Here is a 25,266-nt window from a genome sequence, read left to right as displayed (position 1 = left end):
AGGCTCCACGCCTTCGATATGCCTATAATGTTCCAACCTGAAGGCCTATTTATCCAAGCAGTCAGCACTCACAAGGGATAAACGGCCTTCCTTTCGAACAATTGCTTTAGCTGCTCTGCCATCGATTGCGGTGAATGCGGCATGTGGTTTACAATCCACCATTCGATCGTTCCAACGAGCGCGGAAGCCATGAACTGCGTCATTACATGCTTATCCATGCCAGGTCCTATGTCTTGTTTATCCAGCTTCTCGATGATATTAGCCGTAACGAACTCCAGCATGCGCTCTCGAAATACAGAGCTCCTCGTTTTCGACAGCATCGAAGAGAAGAAGAGGAAGTGCGCCTCGAAATAATCAAAAACAGGCTTGATCTGGCCAATCATTTCGGTCGGCTCGCTCTGTGTATCGGTATGCTTGCAGGATAGAAACATCCGGCTGAAATGCTCCTCGATACATTTATTAAGCAGATCATATTTGTCCGTGTAATGGAGGTAGACCGTTCCCCGGTTGACATTGGCCCTCTCGGAAATATCGTTGATCGTAATCTGTTCGAACGCTTTGGATACAAACAATTCAAGAAAGGCCTTGTTAATCGCTTCTTTGGTCTTTACAATGCGCCGATCGATCTTGGCTTCAGCAGCCATGGCTGATTCGCCTCCCTCAGTAAATGAACAATACAATTGTTCTTGTTGTTTAGTGAACATTAGCTCCTGTATTAACGATTGTTATCATTCAGCGCCTCTATATAATAATATTCAACAGCAGTCAGATAATCAACGTCTGTTGAATTTAATTGAATTGGAGCGATACGAATGGAAAACATAGCAGCGAAGGTCGTAATCATTACGGGTGCATCCAGCGGGATCGGGGAAGCCTCTGCTAGATTGTTGGCGCAAAACGGTGCAAAGCTGGTATTGGCGGCTAGAAGAACGGATCGTTTGCAAGCGGTCGTTAACGAGATTAATCAAGCTGGCGGCGAAGCCGTTTATAGGCAGACTGACGTAACTTCATCCGAAGACATGCAGAAGCTGGCACATTTTGCATTGGAGCACTATGGACGCATCGATGTTCTTGTAAATAATGCTGGCGTCATGCCCGCTTCCATGCTTCACGATCTGAAGGTTCAAGAGTGGGATCAAATGATCGACGTCAATATCAAAGGGGTATTGTATGGTATTGCGGCGGTGTTGCCGACTATGAGAGCACAGCAATCGGGTCATATCATCAATTTATCCTCCGTTGCGGGCCATCATGTGCATCCGTTGTCGGCTGTATACAGCGGGACGAAGTTTGCGGTAAGGGCGATCTCAGAGGGGCTTCGCATGGAGGAGTCGCCTTCCTCTCGTATTCGATCCACGATCATCTCTCCGGGACTCACTGAATCCGAGTTGACGAATACGATCAGCAGTCCTGAAGTCAGAGCTATGGTTAGTCAGATGACCAGCTTGGCCATTTCTCCTGCCAGCATTGCCAGAGCGATTGCGTTCGCAATTAATGAGCCAAGCGATGTCTCGGTCAACGAAATGATTGTCAGCCCAACATTGCTGCCTTAATCAGGAGCGGCTAAGTAGAGGAGGAATGGGTATGGGCAACGAATGGACAAGCGGCCGAATGCCGGATCAGCACGGTACACGGGTTGTGATTACAGGCGCAAGCAGCGGAATCGGCTACGAAACCGCGCGGGCTTTCGCGGCGAAGGGGGCGGAGGTGATCTTCGCCGTCCGGAATTTGCACAAAGGGGAAGAGGCCGCTAGACACCTGAGGAAGGAACATCCAGGCGCGAAGCTGAAGCTCATGAAGCTGGATCTGAGCGATCTTGCGAGCGTCCGTGAATTTGCCCAAGCGTATCGCGAAAGTTATGATTCCCTTACCTTACTTATCAATAATGCGGGCGTCATGACCCCGCCGTTCGAGAAGACCAAGGACGGGTTTGAACTTCAGTTCGGCAGCAATCATCTCGGACATTTTGCCCTTACCGGCCTTATGCTGCCTATGATGAAGAATGTTCCGTCCTCGCGCGTCGTTACGCTGAGCAGCTCCGTGATCAAAGGCGCTAAGATCGATTTCAATAATTTAGATGGAAGCAGCGGCTATAATCGGGTGAAATTCTACGGACAGAGCAAGCTTGCTAACTTGTTGTTTGCCTATGAGCTGAATGAAAGGTTGAGGGCGAGCGGCGCAGCAACCATCAGCTTGAGCAGTCATCCAGGCAGAGCGAACACGAATTTGTATTCGCTCGGTTCCGGTAAACAGCCCAGTCCGCTCATGAAACTCGTGGTGAAGCTATTGCGCACCCAATCCGCGGAAATGGGTGCATTGCCGACTTTGTTCGCAGCAACAAATCCAGCGCTCAAGGGAGGCGAATACATCGGTCCTGACGGGAAGGGCGGCAACAGAGGCTATCCTGTAATCGATACCTCCGTGCTCTCCAAGTATGACCGGCGCTCGACCAAGCGGCTGTGGGAGATCTCGGAATCGCTGACCGGAATATCGTACTTATCTTAGACACTTAGACAGCTTATCTTAAATATTAAATATCGTTCCTCCAAAAAGCGGTTCACCTTGGATTATTTATATCTATGCAGGCAATAACCCATCCTGATTAGCAATCGTCTACGTATAATGGGGGTGTTGGCAGTCTCTATCTTAACGTATCGAAAAGGGGAATACGATGGCAAAAAATTTATCAACCACTCAGGTATTGCGTCAATTAGATAATGCATTGAAGCGAAAAAGGCCCTTGTCGCTGGTTCGAATCGGCGACGGCGAAAATATCGTATTGGCTCAAAAATCGGTATGGTCGTTTCGTAAAGTGATGAGGGAACCCTGGGCGGCCATGGCGAAAAAAGGAAGGAAAGGCATCCCTTTCCCGAACCTAGAGATCCGAGACGAGATCGTCCGTTCCATCCGTAATGCCACGATCGTCGGCATACTTCCAAAAAATGACCGTATGATTCGAGCGCCGCGATACTTGAAGAGAAATTTAACCAATCAAACATTCCGTTACTTCAATTTAAAGCCGAAACGAACCTGTCATGCCTGCATCAACCGTATTGCCGTGCGGAAGCCTAAGTTCCGAAAAATGCTTAGAGGCAAACGGATACTTGTCATTAATCGAAATCCGTTCCATATTAAATCACTTTTGAAAAAGAAACCCTATCGTCTTCGTGTGACAGCGACCATCCCGTTTTCTAACTACAGCCAAATAAATTCGACCCTAAGACGAGTAAGAAAGTTGAAGCGCAAATTTGACATCGCACTTATTTCTTGCGGCGTAAATGCAGTCATCCTAGCACCGAAGATAGCTGCAGCAACCGGAAAGGTCGCTGTCGATTTTGGCAAAGCCCCTATGAAGATGTAAAAACGATAATGCGTGAATGGAAGCTCCTTCAAGATTAGATTGAAGCGCTATTGCCTAGCTTCACAAGCTTGGCTCCAGCTTTTACACTTGTTATCCTGTTACGCGTATCAAAAATAAACGTGCTGTGCTCCGAAATGAACTCCGCCGGGATGCTGGAATGGTCGACGAGAATAAGAACGCAGTCCGCATTCGCGAGCTCCTCAGCCGTTAAGGCGACACTGCTCCATATTGTTTCGTCATCCAATTGCATGGAATCCATATACGGATCGTGATAGCGGACTCCTATGCCTTGTTTTAGCAATAATCGAATTATAGGGATGGCTGGAGACTCCCTGATATCGACGGTATCCTTTTTGTAGGTTACCCCATAGATAAGGACGGAGGACGCCGAGATCGGTTTACCTGTGGGCAGATGTGCCAGTACCCGTTCAACGATATATTCCGGCATGGATTCATTGATGACATGCGATATTTCGATGAATCGACTAGAGGCACCGACTTGCTTTGCCTTCCATTGCAAATATAAAGGATCGACCGGTATGCAATGTCCGCCGACTCCCGGACCGGGATAAAAAGGACTGAATCCGTATGGTTTCGTGGCGGCAGCATGAATCACTTCCCATACATCAACCTCTAATTTATCGCATAGCTGAGCGAATTCATTGATAAATGATAGATTCACCAGCCGATACGTGTTCTCGAGCAGCTTGGTCGTTTCTGCGACTTCAGTCGAGGACACGGCTACGATTTTATCGAAAATGTGCTCGTAAAGCCTGCTGACTCTTTCCAGACAGCGCTCGGTTATCCCGCTGACCACCTTCGGTATTTCGTGCATTTGAAAGCTGCGGTTTCCGGGATCGACTCTTTCCGGTGAATAAGCCAAGTGCAGATCTTGGCCGATAACGAATCCGCTTTGCTCCAAAATGGGCTGAACAACCTCTTTCGTCGTCCCGGGAAATGTTGAACTTTCGATAACGATAAGGTGGTTCGGCTTTAACACGGGAATTAACCTGCAGCTTACATCAATCAAAAATTTCAGATCTGGGGTGTTTTCAGGAGATAACGGGGTAGGCACGCAAACAACAATGGAATCAGCTGACGACAAAATGGAATAATCCATCGTTGCAAACAATTTGCCTCCGGAAACCGCATGTTCGACTTCATGCTCTGAAACATCCTGGATATAACTCATTCCAGCTTGAATTGTTTTTATTTTCTTTTCATCCAAATCGATCCCGATAACCTCGAATCCTTTGCGTACGAACGCAATCGCAAGCGGTAATCCGACAAATCCGAGACCTATTATGGCGACTTTTCCTCTCCCATTTCCATACCCAATTAAAGTTGAATTCCTCTTTTCCATCGTGGTTGAAAAACACCCCTCTCACCTTGCTGCTTCTCTATTAAAATATTTAAAAGAATGGAAGATGTTGACGACCAATGACGGGTGCCGTTCGTCTAATTGGGGTACTTTCCTTTGAAAAGGAGAAAAATGCATGGGGAAAAACGCTAAGAGAGGCGTAACGATTGTTACATCGACCATCCGATCGAAGCATATCGATAGAATTTTCAAAAATTATACGCGTCAAAAGTGGAAGAAAAAAGAATTGATTATCGTCCTTAATAAGGACAATTTAAATATCAATCATTACAAGAAAAAAGCGCTGCGCTATCGAAACGTACGGATATTTAGACAAAACCAGAATAAATTTTTAGGTGATTGCCTTAATTACGCGACCGCCCGTGCAAGATACCGCTACATCGCGAAATTCGACGACGATGATTACTATGCGCCAAATTATATTCCGGAAGCGATGAAACAGTTTATCCTTTCGAATGCCGATGTCGTCGGCAAACGCTCTTGCTTTTTTTATTTCCCTTATAAATCCATCCTGTTGTATCGCAAGACTTCGGTCCCGCCTTACACCAAATGCAAGAAAATAGCAGGGGCTACGATTATGTATCACAAAAGGGTATTCCGGCATGTCAAATTTGTAAGAGCACGATTGGGGACGGATGTACGTTTCGTATCCGCATGCTTAAGAAACGGATTTAAGGTATATACCACGTCCCGGTTTAACTTCGCGGCCTTTCGAAGGAAGAATCGATATTCTCATACATGGAAGGTATCGGACAAGAAATTATTATCAGATCAGGATGCTCAAATTGTGCGCACGAAAAAATTCAAGAAATACGTTAAACGATCATCCAGGCCTTAAAAAGTTTTTCGCTACCGATTCGGGTCAGCGGTTCAATCGTCTATTGGTAATGGACATTACAAAGATTCATTTCCAGGACCCTCAGTTCGAGGGTTCCTTTTTTATGGTTCACATCCTGGTTGACCACAAGTAACCGAGCCATAGTCTGTTTTGCTTGGAGCATCGAATAGCGTCTTTCGAAGCGCCATACAATGGTAATAAGACGCGGCTGCGACTCTGACAGTTGCGGGCACCTCACGATACTTGTGGGATCGGAAGGAGGTTCGCATGAGAACGATTCGTATCGGCGCGGGTCAGGGCTTCTACGGCGACTCGATCCTGCCTGCCCTTGAAACGGCAGCGAGGGGAAATGTACAGTACCTATGCTTCGACAGCCTCGCCGAGCTCACGCTTGCGATTCTGCAAAAAGACAGGCAGCGCGACCCGTCACTCGGCTATGCAGCCGATATCGGCAGGCAGATGAAGGAGCTGCTGCCGATCGCGAAAGCAAACGGCATTCGCGTCATTACGAATGCCGGCGGCATGAATCCGGCAGGCGCTGCGCGAGAGGTTGCGCGAATCGCGAAAGAGCTTGGGCTCGGCGGATTGAAGCTGGCCGTCGTTGCCGGCGACGACGTGTACGCGGATATCGACGCGCTACGGGAGCAAGGTGCCTCGCTCGCTCATCTGGAGGATGGCCGCGAGATTGCGGACATCAGGGACCGCATCGTGTTTGCTAATGCATACCTGGGCGCGAAGCCGATCGTGGAAGCGCTTCGTGCGGGAGCCGACGTCGTCATTACGGGCCGGACGACCGACTCGGCGCTGTTTCTGGCGCCCTATATCTACGAATTCAGTATCAGGCCGAAAGATTGGCATCGACTTGCCCAAGGGGTGCTGATGGGGCATCTGCTGGAATGCTCCGGGCAGGCGGCGGGCGGCAATTTCAGCGGCAGCTGGCAGGCCGTCGAAGAGCTGGAGCGCATCGGCTTTCCGATCGCCGAGGTCAGCGAAGACGGGGCGTTCATATTGACGAAGACGGAAGGCACCGGCGGGCTCGTATCCGTCGATACCGTGAAGGAGCAGCTGCTCTACGAAATCCATGATCCATTTGCTTATGTCACGCCGGACGTCGTGCTGAACGTGACCGAGGTCCAGTTAGAGGCGGTCGGCGGCAACCGAGTAAGGGTGACCGGCGCGCGCGGGAAGAAACGTCCCGATACGCTCAAAATCGTCATGGGTTACACAGACGGTTGGCTCGGTCAGGCCATCTGGGGCTATTCGTGGCCGGATGCGCTCGCGAAAGCGCAGGCAGCAGGCCGAATCATTCGCAAACAAATCGAGCGGACCGGCCTGATGGCCGATGAAATCCGCACCGACTATATCGGTTATAACTCCCTGCATGGACCGCTTGCCGCGCCTCCCGCGGAGGAGCTGAATGAGGTTTACGTGCGAATCGCTGTGCGCACGAAGAGCAGTGCAGAGGCCGCCAAGCTCGGCAGGCTCGTTCCGCCGCTGATGCTGAGCGGCCCTCCTGCGATGGGCGCCTTTCTCGGCATGATGAAGCCCCGCGAGCTGCTTGGCATGTGGTCCTGCCTCGTTCCCCGCGGTCTAATCGAGGTTAAGGTGCAAGTAACAGTGGTGGAGGTGTAAGCGGTGGCTCTTATGCAGCTTCGGCATATCGTGCAAGCCCGTTCCGGCGATAAAGGTAACACCATCAATATCTCGCTGTTTGCGCCTAGCGATCACCTGTTCGAGGTGCTGGTCAGAGAAGTGACCGTCGAACGTGTGAAGGCGCATTTTACTGGACTTATTTACGGTGAAGTGGTGCGCTATTTGATCCCCCATCTTAGGGCGATGAACTTCGTCTGCAAAGAAGCATTGAGCGGGGGCGGATCCGCAACGCTGCGAATGGATAACTTGGGTAAATGCTACGCATCGAATCTGATGCGGCTCGAAATCGAAATCGGCGACGACAGAGGGTGATCGCGGGTGAATTTCGAATTAACGGCAGAGCAGGCGATGATTAAAGCACTGATTCATGAGTTTGCAGACAGCGAGGTTGCACCGGGGGCGGTCGATCGGGACCGCACTGGCCAATTCCCGAACGACGTGTTCGAGAAACTCGCTAAGCTCGGACTCATGGGTCTGCCTTTCCCGGAAGCGTACGGGGGAGGAGGCGCGGATACGATTAGCTTCGCCATCGCGGTGGAAGAGCTTAGCAGGGTATGCGCCTCGACTGGCATTACGTATTCCGCGCATGTCTCGCTGGGAGGGGCGCCGCTCGCGCTCTTCGGAACGGAGGAGCAGAAGAAGCACTATCTGGCTCCGCTCTGCAGAGGCGATTACTTGGGCGCCTTCGGGCTCACCGAACCGGATGCCGGCTCGGATGCGGGAGGAACCCGGACGGCGGCGGTGCTGGACGGCGATCATTGGATTATAAACGGTTCCAAATGCTTCATTACGAATGCAAGCTACGCCAGGAGACTCACGCTGACGGCCATCACAGACCGATCGAAGGGCACGAAGGGCATCAGCGCCTTTATCGTGCCGACAGATGCGCCCGGCTTCACGGTGCGGCGTCCTTACGAGAAGATGGGACTGCATGCTTCCGATACGACAGAGTTGATTCTGGAGCAAGTGAGCGTGCCGAAGGAGAATCTGCTTGGCGTGGAAGGAAACGGTTACAAGCAGTTTTTGGCCGTTCTTGACGGCGGCCGAATCGGAATTGCTGCGATGGCTGTCGGCATTGCCCAGGGCGCAAGCGACAAGGCGCTTCGTTACGCCAAGCAGCGCAAGCAATTCGGACGTGCGCTGGCATCGTTCCAAGCCATTCAATTCAAGCTCGCGGATATGGCGATGAACATCGAAGTGGCCCGCAACATGGTGTATAAGGCCGCGTGGCTGAAGGATCAGGGCAAACCGTTCAAGAAGGAAGCCGCGATTGCCAAGCTGTTCGCCACTGAGATGTGCATGAAGGTCTGCGACCAGTCGGTGCAAATTCACGGCGGTTACGGCTACATGAAGGAGTACGAGGTTGAGCGGTTCATGCGCGATGCGAAGCTGCTCGAAATCGGGGAAGGCACCTCGGAAATCCAGCGGATGGTCATCGCGGCTCAGATCGGCTGTCATGCCTGACAAAGAGGAGTTCTGTCCGATGGAGAATGAACATCAATCTGGGAATGACCGGCTGAAAGAGGTAATCAAGGAAATCAAAGCGGGTGGCGCCGCCAAATACCATGCGAAGAACGCCGAGCAGGGAAAGCTCTTCGTCCGCGACCGGCTTAAGCTGCTGTTCGATCCGGACTTCGAGATCGAGGACGCCTTGTTTGCCAATTGCATGGAAGACGGTCTGCCCGCGGACGGCGTCGTAACGGCAATCGGGCGGATTCACGGACGGACGGTCTGCGTCGTTGCCAACGATTCCACTGTCAAGGCCGGCTCCTGGGGAGCGCGAACCGTCGAGAAAATCATCCGCATGCAGGAAACCGCCGACAAGCTGCGGGTGCCCTTGCTCTATCTCGTCGATTCGGCAGGGGCGCGGATTACCGACCAGGCGCTCATGTATCCCGGACGGCGCGGTGCGGGGCGGATTTTCTACAATGAGGTGAAGCTGTCGGGCAAGGTACCTCAAATCTGTATCCTGTTCGGGCCGTCGGCGGCAGGAGGCGCTTATATTCCGGCCTTCTGCGATATCGTCATCATGGTGGAGGGAAATGCATCGATGTACCTCGGCTCTCCGCGCATCGTTGAGATCGTGACGGGCGAGAAGGCGACGCTGGAAGCGCTGGGCGGCGCCAGGATGCACTGCGCCGTATCCGGCTGCGGAGACGTGCTGGCGAAGAGCGAGGAGGAAGCGATTGCGCTGTCGCGGACGTATTTGTCCTACTTCCCGCCCAGCTTCGAGGAGAATCCGCCAAACCGTGAGCCGCGGTCTCCAGCGGATGCCGAGCGTCCGCTAAGCGAGATTATTCCGGATGACCAATATACGCCGTTCGATATGTACGCCTTCATTGAGGGACTCATTGACGAAGGGTCCTTCTTCGAAATCAAGCACCTGTTTGCCCGGGAGCTTATCACGGGGTTGGCGCGGCTCGCGGGCAACCCTGTGGGCATCATCGCCAACCAGCCGCGGACCAAGGGCGGCATTCTATTCCACGATTCCGCCGATAAAGCAGCTAAATTTATCAGCCTTTGCGACGCTTTTCATATTCCGCTGCTCTTCCTCACAGACGTTCCGGGCTTCATGGTCGGCACGGCGGTCGAGCAGGCGGGCATCATACGGCACGGCGCCAAGATGATCGCGGCCGCAGCCGAAGCGACGGTGCCCAAGATTTCCGTCATCGTCCGCAAAGCTTACGGTGCCGGACTCTATGCGATGGCCGGCCCCGCGTTCGAGCCGGACTGCTGCCTTGCGCTGCCATCCGCGCAAATCGCCGTAATGGGGCCGGAAGCTGCGGTCAACGCGGTATACGCGAATAAAATCGCCGAGCTGCCGGAAGCAGAACGGGCCGCATTCGTGGCCGGCAAGCGGGAGGAATACCGCCAAGCGATCGATTTGTATCAGCTCGCTTCGGATATGGTCATCGATGGGATCGTCCCGGCCTACGGCTTGCGCAAGGAATTAATCAAGCGCTTCGAAGCTTATTCGTCGAAGCGATTCGTCTTCACGGAGCGAAAGCATCCCGTGTATCCGGTATGAGGAAGGAGCGGGGCGGATGGCAGCGAAAACGGTGCAATGGGAACAGCAGGGCCGCATCGGACGAATCCAGCTGAGCCGGCCGGACAAATTGAATGCGCTGGATGTAGCGATGCTGGAGGAGCTAAATCGCATCGTCGAAGCCGTCTCACGCGACACGCGAGGCGTCCGCGCCGTCGTGATTGAAGGCGAAGGCAGGGCTTTCTGCGCCGGGGCCGACTTGAAGGAACGCCGGGCGCTGCACAATTCGGAGCAAATCCGCGCTGGCGTCGCGCAAATCAAAGCGGTATTCGACGCGCTGGCACGGCTGCCCCAGCCGACGATTGCCGCCATGAACGGACTCGCGCTCGGCGGGGGCCTTGAACTGGCGCTGTCCTGCGACTTTCGGTATGCCGTTCGCGGTGCGATGCTTGGACTGACGGAGGTAAGCCTTGGCATCATCCCCGGAGCGGGCGGCACGCAGCGGCTGCCTCGTTTAATCGGCGCTGCCCGGGCGAAGGAGCTCATCCTGACCGGCCGGCGTATTACAGCGGAACAGGCCTATGATTGGGGAATTGTGAGCGGCTTGGCAGACGACCGGGAGCAGCTGCATGCGATGTGTTTGCAGCTCGCGAACGAGACACTTGCGAATGCACCGCTGGCTGTCTATCAGGCCAAAGCGGCGATTAACCGGGGAGCAGGCACGGATCTGCGTACGGCGCTCGCCATCGAAACCGAAGAATACGAAGCGCTCCTGCCGACGAAGGACAGAGCGGAGGCGCTGGAGGCCTTCCACGAGAAGCGGCCGCCGCGCTTCAGCGGGGAGTAGGGGATGAAGAGATTGACTCCGTGATGGATGCTTACCAACTATGTCCGATTAGCGAGAATAGGCCGCCTGCAGTCATTGGATGACTTGCAGGCGGCCGTTTTGCCGTTATTTCATAATGCGATTACCAAGGAAGCTCGTTATCCTCGAAGAAGAACTTCCCGGACGGACCGTCAGCGGATAGGGTTGCAAGCTTTACGCTTGTTTTGCTGCCTTCGCTGGTATCCAAATCTGCGTGTTTGCCGCCGATTTCGGTTCTTACCCAGCCTGGATGCGCCGAATTGACTTTGATCGAAGTGTCCCGCAGCTCATGCGCGAGATGAATCGTGAATGCATTCACCGCCGTTTTGGATGCATTGTACGCCAGCAGCTTGAGGCCGTAGATCCGAGCTTCCGGATTGGCATGCAGCGTGAGCGACCCAAGGACGCTGGACAGGTTGACGATTCTGCCCGCAGTCGATTTGCGAATAAGCGGCAGCAGCTGCTGTGTTAAGGCAACGAGACTGAAGAAATTGGCATCGAACGTTTCGCGCAGCACTTCCGTCGACAAGGTGCTTGTATTGTTCATCGGCGAGAGATGCTCGACTTCTAACTGCACGCCGGCATTATTGATCAGAATATCGAGCTTGCCGTAACGCTGTGTCAAGAAATCGTATGCGGCTTGATGATCATTCGCATTCGTGACGTCGAATTGGAAGCTTTCCGCTTTAATTCCTTCGGAACGAAGCGTAGCAGCCGCTGCCTCGCCATTCTCCGCGTCGCGTGACGTGATGACGACCGTCGCACCCAGCTTGCCCAGCTCGCGAGCTGTCTCCAAGCCGATGCCCCGATTCCCGCCTGTAATGAATGCAACTTTGTCTTCTAACGTATTTGCGTGGTTAACCATTGTATCCTTCTCCTCTTTATTTGGGTTTTGGTTTTGGGAACATTCATTCTAATTAGCTCAAAAAAATTTGTCAGCTGCTTTTGCATTGCTTCGACAGAACCCATACTAACATATTGAGAACGATCAGTAAAGTAAAAAATTACATAGGGTTCATTCCACAGAAAGGCTTATTTTTCGTCGTATGGATTGCTGCCAAATTACGAAACGCGTATGATAGAAAGATCTGGAAACAAGGGAGATCAGGACTTCGGATGTACACGAATGAACGACATATGAACCGTCAAACCCATAGCGCTTCGTCGCATCCGGTCTCGCAGCCGCACAAGGCCGGCGCCGAGCTTGGCTCGCAAAACCGCTTGCTTGCGCTTCAGCGGATGGTTGGCAATCAAGCCGTCGTGCAAATGATGAAGAAAACTGCAGGCGAACCGATCCAGCGCGTTGGGTCCGGGTTGATGTCGATCGGGGCGATCAGCCTTGATCTCGCTTCAGGCGATCCCGCCAAAGCCGATATTCTGCGCAAGCTAATTGAGAGCTACGGCTTAAACAAGGTGAGAGCCGCCGTCTTAGATGTACCTGGCGCATTTACCGGCGATGAACGGGCGGAGATGACGATGCAGTTTCTCGAGCAGCCCGGCGCAAGCACAGAGATGGCCGTATGGGCCGGACGCGAAGCGGGCGATGGCAACGAGCGTTATCTTCAATTGCTGAAGCTGTATCTACGAGCGCAGGAAGCTGCCGGCTCGGCGGTCATCACGGAAGAACACATGACCGTCATTCGTTCGTGCGCGGAAGAGATTGGCGATAACAAAGGCCATTTGAAATACGTGGTATCCTCCGTACTGAAGGCCGAGAATTTGGCGCTTGCCCGGAAGAAGCTCGATGAAGTCAAGAAGTTCAACTTTAACGAGAAGCTCTTGGAACGCGTCGACGCCGAAGTCGAGAAATATGCGGATTTCGACAAGCAAAGCAAGCTATTCTCGATTGATAAAGAGGAGTCGGATCGGAAAAAACAGGCATTCGACGAACAATACAAACCGGCTTCCGAAGAGCGCAAGGTGAAGAAGGAAAAATCCGATTTCAAACGCAACAAGCTGCTTCTGGCCGAGCAGGAGCGGCTTGCCAAACCGAAGAAGGAAGAGATCGCGCTGGATGCCGTGAATAAGCGGGCGGAAGTCAACGGACCCGGTTACGAGAAGGTCACCGAGGAGCGAAAGGAACAATACGCGGCGTATTACAAGGCGGCGAAGTATCATCCGCAGGCCGACAAGGTTCTCGGGATGACGTCCAATTTGTTCGCCGATGCGCTGCAAATCATGGAAGTCGTCATGCTTGGCAAAGACGGCGAGGCCTTCGCACTGAACGCGAGCTTGTCGATCGACAAGCTGCTGTACCTGTGCGAGCTATTCGCTCCGCCCCAAATCGGGCAGCTGCTGCAGCAGTTGAAGCCGGACGGATTGGCGCCGTACTTGGACAACAAAATCTATATATCTTTCCTGCTTGCCTTGTTTAACGGAGGGGTGCCGGGAGCCGTATTGCTGGACTTGTCCAAGTGCGTCGGCAAGTTCTTCGCCTACTGCACGGATCAGGCGGTCATCGGCCATCTCATCACGCTCGTTCAGACCTACACGGTCAATGAGATCGTGAAGCTGCTGGACGCGGCGCCGCCGTACAAGTCCTCGGATGTCAACAAAATGCAGCTGCTGGTCACGCTGTCGCCCAAAGCGAATACTGCGAAGGATCTGCTCGCGGCGCTCGCTATGTGCGAGAAGGCCGAATGGGACGCGGCCAGGGTGCTTCTGGAGCAGCAGGCATGGGGGAACGGGCTGGACGCGAGCGCGCTCGAGCAGGCGATTCAGGCCAATATGATGAATAACGTCACCAAGGCGGGCAACTTCTCGAAATGGGTTCGTCTGCTGGGCGTGCTCGTCGAGAAAAATTACTATACGATCACATACAGTGACGTTAAGCGGTTGAAAATCAAAATGCCGACCAACGAAGTGGTCTGTACCGTATCGGGCAATGGCATGAACGAAACCTTCTACGTGCATGGACATCCCGGCGCCGAAAAGGCCAAAGTCGGCTCCCCGAACGCGTCGGATATCCATTTGAAGCCGGAGACCGGCCCGGGTATACTCGATCGGCTCAAGCGCGAACAGATTCCATCGGTTATCTGGAACGGGATCGGCGAGAGCAAGCGGAAAGCGCTGACGAAATAATGATTCTTGAGGGGCAGCGGCTTTGGGTTGATCTGAAGACATAATGGTGTTATGATACCCGTAATTTAAGGATTGGGGTTGAGTGCGGTAATGTAGAATTTTCTTGCTGGGAATAAAACGATGAAAACGAAGGTTTTCGCATGTTTTATTTGGCTATGCAAGAAAGTTCCGTTATCGCATCGACTCAAACCGGATATCCCGATCGAACCCCCGTGGAGGGGTTTGATTTGCTGTATATGGATTTGAGCTGCGAGAAGTAACTTTCTTGCGGCTCTTATTTTTTTATAAGCAGGAGGATATTTCATGTCATTAATTAATGTAACGAACCTGACGTTTGCCCATGAAGGCAGCTATGATACCATTTTCGAGAACGTAAGCTTCCAACTGGATACCGACTGGAAACTAGGCTTTACCGGAAGGAACGGAAGAGGCAAGACCACCTTTTTGAATCTGCTGCTTGGGAAATACGCGTACGGCGGAACGATTTCGTCGAAGGTGGGCTTCGATTATTTTCCGTTCGAGGTAGCAAACAAGGCAGATCAAACGCTGGACGTCATCGACGGTATTTTGGCGGATTACGAGCATTGGGAATTGATACGCGAGCTATCGCTGCTGAAGATGCCCGAAGACGTGATGTACCGGCCTTTCGATTCCTTATCGAACGGCGAGCAGACGAAGGTGCTGCTTGCGGCGCTATTCCTGAAGGAAGACCGGTTTCTGTTGATCGACGAGCCGACTAACCATCTCGACATGGAGGGGCGTAAGCTTGTCAGTCAGTATTTGCGGTCGAAGAACGGCTTTATCCTCGTCTCTCATGATCGAGCGTTCCTGGATCGCTGCGTCGACCATATTCTATCCATCAACAAAACTTCGATCGAGATTCGGAAGGGTAATTTCTCCGAGTGGTGGGCGAACAAAGAGCGGGAGGACCAATTCGAGCTGGCCGAGAACGAGAAGCTGCGATCGGACATCAAACGGTTGTCCGAAGCCGCCAAACGCACGAGCGGATGGTCGCACGAGGTCGAGAAAACGAAGAACGGCACGCGAAATTCCGGTTCCAAGATCGATAAAGGCTACGTGGGCCACAAGGCTGCCAAAATGATGAAACGCTCCAAATCCATCGAGCAGCGTCAGCAGTCCGCGATCGAAGACAAGTCGAAGCTGCTTCAAAATATCGAAAGCGCGGACAGCTTGAAAATCTCGCAGCTCGTTTATCATAAGCACCAGCTCACCGAGCTTGACCATGTGTCGATTTATTACGGCGACAAGCACGTATGCGGGGACGTTAATTTTGTAATCGAGCAGGGGGACCGCATCGCGCTCACGGGAAGGAACGGCAGCGGCAAATCCAGCATCATCAAGCTCATCCGCGGCGAGGATATCAGCCATACGGGGACCTTCCGAAGAGGAAGCCAGCTGAAGATTTCGTACGTCTCGCAGGACACGTCGTTTCTGCAAGGAAATCTGACGGATTACGCGAGAAACAGCGGCATTGACGAAAGTCTGTTCAAGTCGATTCTGCGCAAGCTCGATTTCTCCCGCGTCCAATTCGAGAAGGATATGGCCGCGTTCAGCGGCGGTCAGAAGAAGAAGGTGCTCCTTGCCAAAAGCCTCTCCGAGCGCGTCCATTTGCATATTTGGGATGAACCGCTCAATTTCATCGACGTCATCTCCCGCATCCAATTGGAGGAACTGCTGCTCGAATACGAACCGACGATTCTGTTCGTCGAGCACGACAGCGAATTTTGCAAACGAATCGCGACGAAGGTTATTGCGCTCTAACCGGTTTAATGGTGGCAGAACGAATAAGCATAGCTATGTACCTCATGAGCGCCTGTATCAGGCGCTCATTTTCGTATTCACGTTTTCACCTGTGCTCGCTGCTCATGGGGAGCTCCGCAAATAAACCGTACATTTTGCAAAAAGGGGCAATCGGCAGAAGGGGAATCTGCATGATTGCTCTTATTATGGCGTGCCCAGTCACGCTGGCTTGGCTTACAGCAGGCCGGCTACTTCTTTTTCCATCTGCGAAGGCTTCTCGGCAGAGCCGAACCGTTTCCGTACGTTTCCGCTGCGGTCGACGAGAAACTTGGTGAAGTTCCATTTGATTGACTTCGAGCCGAGCACACCGGGGGCGGCTTGTTTCAAGTGTTGAAACAACGGATGGGCGTTGTTCCCATTCACTTCGGTTTTCTCAAAGAGCGGGAAGGAGACACCGAAATTGATTTCGCAATAGCTATGGATGTCTTCATTCGGGCCTTTCTCTCCGCTGCCGAATTGGTTGGTCGGGAAGCCCAGAATTTCAAGGCCTTCGTCCTTGTACTTGGCATAAAGCGCCTGAAGTTCCTTGTATTGAGGCGTAAACATACAATTACTCGCCGTGTTGACGATCAGCAATACTTTGCCCTCGTATTCGTGTAGCGATTTGGATTCGCCTTTGACGGTTCTGACTTTGTAATCGTAAATGGACATGTTCAATCATCCTTTCAGTTATGCTGCCTAAAATTAAGTTGTGCACTTCCTAACTCATGATATGAGTATATCGCCAAATACTATTATGGTCAATTATATTTTGCACAATAAAAAAAGTGAAATAATGGATGTCAAAAACGCGGCGAGGCGTTATAAATTTAAAATCACCAACGCGCAGGAAGTGATTCTACCGAAGTGGGTATCATTTAGTACAGGAGGCCGGAAGCTGCATTCGTTCATGAGGACTACATACAACCCTGAGGAGGAAATCGTGTAGATGAGAACAAACATATTGCATGGCAAATTGGGTTTTTGAACGGCTCCGCTTGGAAATATGTTTCGCGACATTCCGGAAGAAGAGGCGCTGTCAACCGTAGATGCAGCTTGGGATCATGGCATTCGTTATTTTGACAGTGCACCATTCTACGATTGCGGGCTTGGCTGAAATTCGACTTGGCGAAGCGCTGTCAAAGCACAACGCGACGACTATGTGCTTAGTACAGTCGGCCAATTAATTCTGGATGAACTAGAAGACCCCGCGCTTCGATACTTGCGAGAAAAAGGAGGCCTGTTTGAATTCGGACTGGATATTGTTGTCGGAGGCCCGTACAGCTCGGGAATTCTCGCCGGAGGCACCCGCTTCGAGTATCAAGACGCCTCGCCTGAAATTATCGCCAAGGTTGAGCGAATCAAGAGCATCGCGAAGCGGCACGGGGTGAGCGTTAAGGCGGCCGCTCTGCAGTTTTCGCTTGCCAATCCAGCAGTCGCGGCAGTCATCCCAGGGGCGATCCGACCTGAACGGATCGCGGAGGACAAAGCAGCCCTGAATGCCGTTTGCACTTGTTATGAATCCAACAACAGGCTGGAACGAGATTAAGGAAGACTGTTGGACGGATGCAACTGGAGCAGTTCCTTCCCTTTCTTGACGATGTACGTAGCGAGCTCCGAGGCGTTGTCGCTGCCGACGTTCGTTGCCCGATGGACCGCACCCGCTGGGATGAAGATGTTCTGGCCGGCATTGAGCGTCACCGGCGGGCGCCCCTCGAGCTCATACCTAATCGAGCCTTCAAGCACGTAGGCGATCTCCTCTCCTGGATGCGAGTGCGTGGGGGAGATGACTCCCGGGCCGAAGTCGACGCGATCCTGGAGAACCTCCCGTCCGTCGATCGTGAGATCATGCCGCAGGAGAGCGGTGCGCTTGATTTCCTGCTGGGCGGATACTCTCTGAAGCGCATAAGTGACTCCGGCGGCCAACACAATTGCTGCTGCAAGGATTGAAATCTTGTTCAAGATCATGTGAATCTCCTTTCTTGTGGAAAATCATCGTACGAACCAATAGTATCCACTCGCCGCTATGAATTTATTACGAGTTGTCCTTGCTTGCTTATCATTCCGCGCGTTGTTAGAGCCCTGCATGTGCGGGTTTTTTTTGATCTGATTTAAGGCATAGATGACGTCTATATCCAATGTGAAATATATTAATTACTTCAATGGAGTCATTTCGTATTATAGTGTTACTACGAACTTAACAAGCGCCTTGCCGGTCTATTAGGCGAGATGCATTCAAACATATACCATGCATCCAAAATGAAAATACAATTTAGGAGAGATGAAGCATGAGACATTATTACAGTTCAGATAAAGCACATATTTTTTGGGATGAAGTCGTAGAATCGGTCGTCATTCGTTGGAATTCCTTTGCCAAAGGCGATGAGTTCCGCGATCCGTTAGACAAAATGGTTGAGCTGGCCGTCATTATGAAAGCGAAGAAAGCTTTGTTCGACAGCAGCCACATCCTAGTCGTAGCAGAAGACACGAAATGGTTGGAGGAAGAATGGCTTCCGCGCCTCGTGAATGCCGGCATTAAATATACCGCTACCGTCAACCCATCGAAATCAGTCAGCGGAAGCGATGAGGACAGGACTACGAACAGCAAAGAAACCGTGAAGCTGTTCCACCACGAATTCGAAGGGATTCACAACGCAGTCGCATGGTTGTCAGGAATTGCAGCCTAACTTGATCACATAAACAGGACTACGGTACGAAAGGTGGAGGAGACAATGGAACGTGAGTTAGCCCTTGAGCTTGTGCGCGTAACAGAGAAGGCTGCATTGGAATCAGCGCCTTGGATTGGCAGAGGAGATAAGAACAGCGCGGACGAAGCCGCTACTTCAGCGATGCGGGCGATGTTTGACTCCGTATCCATTAAAGGAACAGTCGTCATCGGCGAGGGAGAGATGGATGAGGCGCCGATGCTTTATATCGGCGAGAAGCTGGGCAACCAACAGGGTCTCGAGGTAGACGTAGCCGTTGATCCCTTGGAAGGGACTACGCTTGTATCCAGCGGCTTGAACAATGCCTTGTCCGTCATCGCGATCGCGAAGAAAGGCAATTTGCTCCATGCTCCGGATATGTACATGGAGAAGCTTGCCGTCGGTCCAGCCTTAGCAGGGAAGCTGAACGTCCTTGATCCCGTCGAGGTTACGCTGGCCAAAGCCGCCGAAGTCCTGCAGAAGCAGGTTTCGGAGTTAACCGTCATGCTGCTCGAACGAGAACGTCATCAAACATTGATCCAAACGCTGCGTAAGCTCGGCGTGCGCATCAAGCTTTTGTCGGACGGCGATGTCGCTGGCGCTATTGCACCAGCGATGTCGGAGACGGATATAGATATCTATCTGGGCTCAGGAGGTGCGCCAGAAGGCGTATTGGCCGCAGCAGCCTTGAAATGCTTAGGCGGTGAATTCCAGGGCCGTCTGCTGCCTGAGAATCCAGCCCAGTATGATCGATGCGTCGCGATGGGACTTGCTGACCCGAATAAAGTATTATCCATGGAAGATTTGGTTGGTGATGATGATGTCATCTTCGCAGCAACAGGAGTAACGAACAGCGAGTTTCTCGGCGGCGTCAAATATTTGCCGAACCAACAAGCGGAGACCCATTCCGTGGTCATGCGCGCGCAAACAAGAACAATTCGTTTCATTAAATCGATTCATTATTTGCCGATCAAGCATCAGAAAACAAGCGCATAAAGCAGCAATTGTGTAACCGGCTTTGGCGGAGTTGTGTATTCCTTGCCGTTCCTTAATAAGAGCGGCGGCGAGGGATCGGGTTCCGCCATTAGCGATGGGATTGTAAATCGAATAAAGCTAAGGCGAATAACAGATTTTTCTTGGCTTCCGCAAAGGCTGGATAGGGGGAAAGTCATCTTGACATCGATTGAACCAAATTGTATAGTTAAGTAGTTAATTATTCACTGGTGAACTTAAGGGGGAGTCCATTGAAGGAAGAAAACAACGTATATCGATGGGAAGTACGATGTTCGCAGTAAAAGTACGTATTTCAAAAAGCTATTGTCCATTTGTCATTTAGTTAATCAATTAATTATTAACATCAAAATATTAAACTGTAACGAAGGAGATGTACAGAATGTATAAAGGTAAAGTGGTTATCATCACAGGCGGGGGCGGAGGTATCGGCCTTGCAGCCGCGCGGCAATTTGCTGCGAAAGGAGCCAACGTTCTAATTACAGGACGCCGATTAGAAGCACTGGAAGAAGCCGCTGCCGGCCATCCGAATATCAAACCATTCGTAGCCGATGCCAGCGATCCAGAAGCAGCAAATCTCACTGTAGCGGCAGCGCTTGCGCATTGGGGGCGCATCGACGTCATCGTCAATAATGCTGGCGGAGGCGTTCTTCAGCCGCTTGAACAAGCGAATGCAAAGGCAATGCACGATATCTTTGCCGTGAATGTCGTTGGACCGTCGCTGCTTGCCGCTGCCGCAATTCCGCATCTTGAGAAAACCAAAGGCGCAATCGTCAATATTTCCAGTACGTATGGCAGTAAAGCAGCCGCGGGCTTGTCTCTCTATGGCTCAAGTAAAGCAGCAATCGAGCATCTGACGCGCTGTTGGGCCTTAGAATTCGCTCCCAAGGGGATTCGTGTGAACGCTATCGCGTCCGGTCCTGTGGAGTCGGCATTCCTTAAGGATCGAATGGGTCTTTCAAACGAGCAAATCGAAGCGGTTAAAGAACAAGAACGTCAAATGATCCCACTTGGCCGCCGCGGCGAACCTGACGATGTTGCGACTTGGATCTTGAACGTAGCGGATCCGGAAGTTAGCTGGATTACCGGACAAATTATCGCCGTCGACGGAGGCCTTGTTATCTCTTAAGGCCTCAAGCTGTAACCCCATATGCCGCATGTGACAAATCGTGATATGCTAGAAAGTAGCATAAACAGCTGTTAAGTGTTTCATTCATTACGATCAGCTCTTAATAACGAGTCAGGCACAATAAGAAAGGGGTACTACCGTACCATGAGAACCGAGGATCAAATTAAGGCCAAATTGATTCAACTTCAAGGACTGCTCAAGAACACGGATTCTGAGGTTCTACGCATTCAAATCGAGATGCTTGAATGGGTACTCAATCAGCCAACGGATAAATATCATACTTGAGCATGGAGGAAACCGCGGAAACCGCGGTTTTTTTTATGCATTCAAGAGGCGTGACCGAGGGATAGTGATTCCTTCTACTTCTTATTTCGTATAAATAGTTACTCAGATGGCACAATATAACTGATTCGCAACAATGAGTTCAGGTGTGTGATCCGCATAGATATGTCAGTTGGCAAAATCAGTTTTTTTCAAGTCTGCATGATTTTCATGCTTATGAACGGGCTGTTGAGCCATGTTATCCTCAATCCCATGCTCCTCGATGCAGCGGGAAGAGATGCATGGATTTCGGTTTTGTTGGCGGGACTCTTATTGCTTCCTTGGTGTGCGCTGCTTGTCCTGTTCATGAAGCGGTCCGGTCAGCAGAAGCTGCAGCCGTGGCTGGCAAGCAAGACGAATATCGTTGTCTCTTGGATCATTGTCCTGCCGATTTGTTTGCAGCTCTATCTGATTGGACTGTCGACCGTCGAGCAATCCTCCGTCTGGACCAATATTGACTACTTGCCCGGAACACCTAAGTTTGTCATCATCTTGGTTCTTTGCCTGGCCAGTCATTTCTTCGCTTCGTCCGGCTTACGGATGATCGCGATCAGCGCGGGTATTCTGCTTCCCATTGTGATCGCTCTCGGTTTTTTTGTTGCTTTGTCGAATATGCCGCAGAAAGATATGACGCTCTTAAAGCCGGTGCTGGAGCATGGTTGGCAGCCGGTCTTCCACGGCATGCTGTATGCTGGAGGCGGTTTTATCGAGCTGATGATGTTCGTGGCTGTTCAACATCGTATGAAGCCGGGAACTCGAGTCTGGAAAATCATTGTTTTTGCAGTGATTATGGTCTACATCACGATTGGACCGATATTTGGAGCAATATCCGAATTCGGTATCGCCGAAGCGGCTAAACAGTCCGATCCGCCTTATGAGCAATGGCGGTTGATCAAGCTGGGCAGCAATATCGAGCATGTCGATTTTTTATCCGTATTTCAGTGGCTGACCGGTGCAATGATTCGAATCGGCTTCGCGCAATTTCTATTGGGGGAACTTCTGCCGTTTAGTCGCGCGAGGCAGCGCAGCTGGTATAACCTAATCATTACGGTCAGTTATATAGGGATAGCCATAATTCCCATAGAGAGATATACGATTTATTTATGGATATACCGGTTTTACATCCCGACCTCCTTCACGGTAGCGTTATTCGTATCTCTCGTTTGCATCTCGATCTCGCTATTTTCCAGGAAGTTCAAGGAGGAAACAGCATGAATGGCGCTAAACTTGAGCCCATTACAGGTTGGAACAAGCAGACATTCAAGACCTTGTTCCAGCAGGCTGCGGACGTTGAGCTGCAGGAATATCGACTGGAGGAGGGAGGAAACGGCGAGGTTATTCTCGTATACAGCGGAGGTCTGTGCGATGCCTCTCTGATCGCGAAAGTCATTCTTCCAGAGCTGGTCAGCCTGCATCGGCAGCAAAAGCTGTACGACGTGCTGCAGCTGTCAACCATGTGCATTCCGCTGCCTCTATCGGCGGTCGACGTTCATGCCTCGCAGGAGCAGTTGTCCGAGTGGATCTTCCAAGGTGATATCCTGCTGCTGTTCACGCAGCCAAACCTGCTGTTTCGCATGGATATCGCACGCCGTCCGGATCGGACACCTGAGGAATCCAGCACGGAAATCTCAATAAATGGCCCCAAGGACGGCTTTGTGGAAGATATCGCCGTTAATGCGGCCTTGATTCGAAAACGGATCCGCAGCCAATCCCTCTGCTATGAAACGTTTACGCTGGGAAGAAGAACACGAACGAAGGTAGGCTTGTTTTATTTTTCGGATATCATTGCGCCAAGCGTGCTGAATGAAGTTCGGAAACGACTAAATCGAATCGATGTCGATGGTCTACAGAGCATTAATCACCTAGAGAAGATGATCGCAGATAAACCCTATGCGCTCCTGCCTTTATTCGATTATACCGGCCGGCCGGACAAGGCAGTCACCAGCTTGTTGAACGGGAGGTTTGTCATTATCGTGGACGGCAACCCGATGGTGCTCATCGGCCCGGGCACATTTATGCTCTTACTGAAATCACCGGAGGATATCTATTTCAGTTTTCAATACATTTCGTTTGCTCGTCTGATTCGCGCGTTCAGCTTTTGCTTGTCCGTCTTATTACCCGGCGTCTGGGTCGCGCTCACTTCGTTTCATCCGGATCAGATCCCGTTTCGGTTAATGTCAACCATTGCAACGGCACGCTTCGGCCTGCCGTTCTCCGGGCAAATCGAAATGTTTATTCTGCTGGTGCTGCTGGAGATTTTCAGGGAAGCCGGGCTTCGCCTTCCCAGCTCCATCGGCCAAACACTGACCGTTGTGGGCGGACTAGTGATTGGAGATGCGGCCATTCGAGCCGGATTCGTATCACCGAGCGTCGTCGTGGTTGGCGCAATCGTAGCCGTGTCGGGCGCGACGTTAGTTAGTCAGAATTTGAGCGGCTCCGTCATCGTCATCCGCTTCGTGTTCTTCTTTATCTCCGCCGCCTTCGGCATGTTCGGGTTAATCATCAGCATCGTGGTGCTGATCGGCTATATGTGCAGCTTAAGCTCTTTCGGTGTTCCTTACCTATCGCCGTTATCGCCGCCGAGCTTCAAAGACATGGTCAAAGCCGTTCTTCGGCTGCCCCTAAATCAATATAAGCGGCGCCCCAGTGACCTAAACACCTTAGATTCCGATAAGCAAGGGGAAGAGCCTCATGAGCGCAATCCTTAAATGGTGCAGCGCCGCGGTAGTACTGTTCATGCTAACCGGATGCTGGGATTCCAAAACCATTCAAAACATGGCGTACGTAACGGCACTTGGACTTGATTATCAGAATGGCCGCTATATCGCGTATATCCAAGTCCTTAATTTCACGAACGTAGCCCGAAGCGAGAAGCTCGAGATTGGCAAGAGTACGCCCGTATGGATCGGCAGAGGAGAAGGGAAGACGATGGTGGAAGCACTGACATCGATTTATCAGACTTCGCAGCTGCGCGTCTATTGGGGACATATTAAGGCGGTTATTTGTACGGGAGCGCTGCTAAATAACAAAAATGCGCTTAGACAAGCCTACGACGCGATCAACCGTTACCCTGAGGTTCGCTACAATGTTCTGCTGTATGGCACGAAGGATCGATTTCTTGAGCTTCTTTCGAATAAATCGATATTTAATCTGTCGTCGCTGGACTCGCTTATGGATTCGCCGGAAGAAACGTTTGCCCAGCGTTCCATGATTCAGCCCCAGTACGGGTACAGAAATATTGCCCAATTAAACGAAAAGGGGCGAACGATCATTCTCCCGACGCTTACGATTTCCAATAAGGAATGGCATCAGGACCAGATGAAAAAAGGCATGTATCGAATTGACGGCGCTTTCGCTATGAAAGAGCAGCATCTCTCGGGGTGGTATTCCGAGGATGATCTTAAGGGGTTAAGATGGATCAACAAGATAACCAAACAAGTCTATGTTATGATTCCCGATGCAAAAAAACCGACAGGGGCGTTATTCTTAACCAAACCGCATCATCGAATTCAAATGGTCGCTCAGCAAGGAGAAGCGCGCTTTAACCTCTATATCTCGGTGAAGGGCTCTGTTGAGGAAATGGCGGAAAACGTTTCCGTCTCTACAATGCAAGCTCAAGCTGCGCAGGTAGTCCTGGAAGAAATACGAGCGACATATATGAAGGGGTTTGCTTCGCAGACCGACTTGCTCAATTTGTTTGGCGTTATGTATCGCAATCAGCCCAAGCTGTGGCATCGCTTAAACGACCATCACCAATTGGTTTTGAAAGAAGATACCTTAAAGAAGATTGACGTTCATGTGAAGCTGACCCATACCGGCAAATATAAAGGTAGAGTGCTTCCGGACTAGCAGACCGTGCAGCCCTTAGGCCAATCAGATTGCAATTGCAAAATAATGATGGATACAACCAAAGCCTTGAACCCTTGCAAACAGCTGGGTAAAGGCTTTGGTTTTGTTCGTTATTTGGGCTCTATGGGCGGACTTCTCACTTTTCACCAGCTTTCAAATCGCTTATAATTATTTAATACTAGTAGATAGTTATCAATATATATTGCACGCGAGGTTAGGTTTATTATTGAAACAGAAACGGTGTGACGCCAAAGCAGGAGCGCCTACATCCATTCTGTAAATTTCA

At 51.4% G+C, this 25,266-nt stretch carries 22 protein-coding genes and 1 pseudogene; 18 read left to right on the top strand and 5 right to left on the bottom strand.

Annotated features, from left to right (window positions below):
* Positions 1–68 precede the first annotated feature (68 nt).
* Positions 69–644 carry a TetR/AcrR family transcriptional regulator gene (locus KXU80_RS05445; protein ID WP_219837245.1) on the bottom strand — a complete coding sequence of 192 codons (576 nt, stop codon included), beginning with the start codon at positions 642–644 and terminating at the stop codon, positions 69–71.
* Between the two features lie 168 nt (positions 645–812).
* Here KXU80_RS05445 and KXU80_RS05440 point away from each other — a divergent pair, with 168 nt between their 5' ends.
* The 3 genes from KXU80_RS05440 to KXU80_RS05430 all read left to right on the top strand — a co-directional run bounded on the left by KXU80_RS05440 (position 813) and on the right by KXU80_RS05430 (position 3,361).
* A complete protein-coding gene (locus KXU80_RS05440; protein WP_219837244.1) occupies positions 813–1,553 on the top strand; it encodes an SDR family oxidoreductase in 741 nt (246 codons plus the stop codon).
* Positions 1,554–1,584: 31 nt separating this feature from the next.
* Positions 1,585–2,505: an oxidoreductase gene (locus KXU80_RS05435; RefSeq protein ID WP_219837243.1), complete on the top strand. Its 921-nt coding sequence runs from the start codon at positions 1,585–1,587 to the stop codon at positions 2,503–2,505.
* 166 nt (positions 2,506–2,671) lie between these two features.
* Positions 2,672–3,361: a GT-D fold domain-containing glycosyltransferase gene (locus KXU80_RS05430; protein ID WP_219837242.1), complete on the top strand. Its 690-nt coding sequence runs from the start codon at positions 2,672–2,674 to the stop codon at positions 3,359–3,361.
* Between the two features lie 34 nt (positions 3,362–3,395).
* On the opposite strand, the gene KXU80_RS05425 is transcribed toward KXU80_RS05430, so the two are convergent.
* On the bottom strand, positions 3,396–4,724 hold the full coding sequence (locus KXU80_RS05425; protein WP_219837241.1) for a nucleotide sugar dehydrogenase: 1,329 nt from the start codon (positions 4,722–4,724) through the stop codon (positions 3,396–3,398).
* Between the two features lie 133 nt (positions 4,725–4,857).
* Here KXU80_RS05425 and KXU80_RS05420 point away from each other — a divergent pair, with 133 nt between their 5' ends.
* The 6 genes from KXU80_RS05420 (at position 4,858) to KXU80_RS05395 (ending at position 11,066) form a co-directional block, all read left to right on the top strand.
* A complete protein-coding gene (locus KXU80_RS05420; protein WP_219837240.1) occupies positions 4,858–5,580 on the top strand; it encodes a glycosyltransferase family 2 protein in 723 nt (240 codons plus the stop codon).
* Between the two features lie 267 nt (positions 5,581–5,847).
* Complete coding sequence (locus KXU80_RS05415) at positions 5,848–7,212, top strand: acyclic terpene utilization AtuA family protein (RefSeq protein WP_219837239.1); 1,365 nt, start codon at positions 5,848–5,850, stop codon at positions 7,210–7,212.
* Between the two features lie 12 nt (positions 7,213–7,224).
* Positions 7,225–7,545, top strand: coding sequence for an AtuA-related protein (locus KXU80_RS05410; RefSeq protein ID WP_258171416.1), 321 nt, complete (start codon positions 7,225–7,227; stop codon positions 7,543–7,545).
* Between the two features lie 6 nt (positions 7,546–7,551).
* Positions 7,552–8,697: an acyl-CoA dehydrogenase gene (locus tag KXU80_RS05405; protein WP_219837237.1), complete on the top strand. Its 1,146-nt coding sequence runs from the start codon at positions 7,552–7,554 to the stop codon at positions 8,695–8,697.
* 19 nt (positions 8,698–8,716) lie between these two features.
* Positions 8,717–10,261: an acyl-CoA carboxylase subunit beta gene (locus KXU80_RS05400; protein ID WP_219837236.1), complete on the top strand. Its 1,545-nt coding sequence runs from the start codon at positions 8,717–8,719 to the stop codon at positions 10,259–10,261.
* Between the two features lie 16 nt (positions 10,262–10,277).
* Positions 10,278–11,066, top strand: coding sequence for an enoyl-CoA hydratase-related protein (locus KXU80_RS05395; protein ID WP_219837235.1), 789 nt, complete (start codon positions 10,278–10,280; stop codon positions 11,064–11,066).
* A gap of 121 nt (positions 11,067–11,187) precedes the next feature.
* On the opposite strand, the gene KXU80_RS05390 is transcribed toward KXU80_RS05395, so the two are convergent.
* On the bottom strand, positions 11,188–11,949 hold the full coding sequence (locus tag KXU80_RS05390; protein ID WP_219837234.1) for an SDR family oxidoreductase: 762 nt from the start codon (positions 11,947–11,949) through the stop codon (positions 11,188–11,190).
* 251 nt (positions 11,950–12,200) lie between these two features.
* Here KXU80_RS05390 and KXU80_RS05385 point away from each other — a divergent pair, with 251 nt between their 5' ends.
* Complete coding sequence (locus KXU80_RS05385) at positions 12,201–14,165, top strand: hypothetical protein (protein WP_219837233.1); 1,965 nt, start codon at positions 12,201–12,203, stop codon at positions 14,163–14,165.
* Positions 14,166–14,468: 303 nt separating this feature from the next.
* Positions 14,469–15,947: a ribosomal protection-like ABC-F family protein gene (abc-f, locus tag KXU80_RS05380; protein WP_219837232.1), complete on the top strand. Its 1,479-nt coding sequence runs from the start codon at positions 14,469–14,471 to the stop codon at positions 15,945–15,947.
* A 213-nt stretch (positions 15,948–16,160) separates the two neighbouring features.
* Here the strand turns inward: abc-f and KXU80_RS05375 are convergent, their stop codons facing one another.
* Positions 16,161–16,637: a glutathione peroxidase gene (locus KXU80_RS05375; protein ID WP_219837231.1), complete on the bottom strand. Its 477-nt coding sequence runs from the start codon at positions 16,635–16,637 to the stop codon at positions 16,161–16,163.
* A 334-nt stretch (positions 16,638–16,971) separates the two neighbouring features.
* Between KXU80_RS05375 and KXU80_RS05370 the strand changes: the two are divergent.
* Positions 16,972–17,472, top strand: a pseudogene (locus tag KXU80_RS05370) (aldo/keto reductase); the annotation flags it as partial.
* A gap of 38 nt (positions 17,473–17,510) precedes the next feature.
* Here KXU80_RS05370 and KXU80_RS05365 read toward each other — a convergent pair.
* A complete protein-coding gene (locus KXU80_RS05365) occupies positions 17,511–17,927 on the bottom strand; it encodes a cupin domain-containing protein (protein WP_219837230.1) in 417 nt (138 codons plus the stop codon).
* 326 nt (positions 17,928–18,253) lie between these two features.
* On the opposite strand from KXU80_RS05365, the gene KXU80_RS05360 reads away from it, so the two are divergent.
* From KXU80_RS05360 to KXU80_RS05335, 6 genes are all read left to right on the top strand, one after another.
* A complete protein-coding gene (locus KXU80_RS05360) occupies positions 18,254–18,652 on the top strand; it encodes a hypothetical protein (RefSeq protein ID WP_219837229.1) in 399 nt (132 codons plus the stop codon).
* Between the two features lie 45 nt (positions 18,653–18,697).
* Positions 18,698–19,666: a class II fructose-bisphosphatase gene (gene glpX / locus KXU80_RS05355; RefSeq protein WP_219837228.1), complete on the top strand. Its 969-nt coding sequence runs from the start codon at positions 18,698–18,700 to the stop codon at positions 19,664–19,666.
* Between the two features lie 397 nt (positions 19,667–20,063).
* Complete coding sequence (locus KXU80_RS05350) at positions 20,064–20,810, top strand: SDR family NAD(P)-dependent oxidoreductase (RefSeq protein WP_219837227.1); 747 nt, start codon at positions 20,064–20,066, stop codon at positions 20,808–20,810.
* A 432-nt stretch (positions 20,811–21,242) separates the two neighbouring features.
* Entirely contained in the window at positions 21,243–22,346 is a 1,104-nt protein-coding gene (locus KXU80_RS05345) for an endospore germination permease (RefSeq protein WP_258171266.1), read from the top strand.
* Positions 22,343–23,839, top strand: a complete 1,497-nt coding sequence (locus KXU80_RS05340) for a spore germination protein (RefSeq protein WP_219837226.1) — start codon at positions 22,343–22,345, stop codon at positions 23,837–23,839. The genes KXU80_RS05345 and KXU80_RS05340 overlap by 4 nt, the downstream gene beginning before the upstream one ends.
* Positions 23,823–24,980 (top strand): Ger(x)C family spore germination protein, encoded by a 1,158-nt coding sequence (locus KXU80_RS05335; RefSeq protein ID WP_219837225.1) that lies wholly within the window; start codon positions 23,823–23,825, stop codon positions 24,978–24,980. Before KXU80_RS05340 ends, KXU80_RS05335 begins: the two co-directional genes overlap by 17 nt.
* Positions 24,981–25,266 lie beyond the last annotated feature (286 nt).

Source organism: Paenibacillus sp. R14(2021), from assembly GCF_019431355.1.
GTDB lineage: Bacteria > Bacillota > Bacilli > Paenibacillales > Paenibacillaceae > Paenibacillus_Z.
This window is presented reverse-complemented; position numbering and strand designations above follow the sequence as displayed.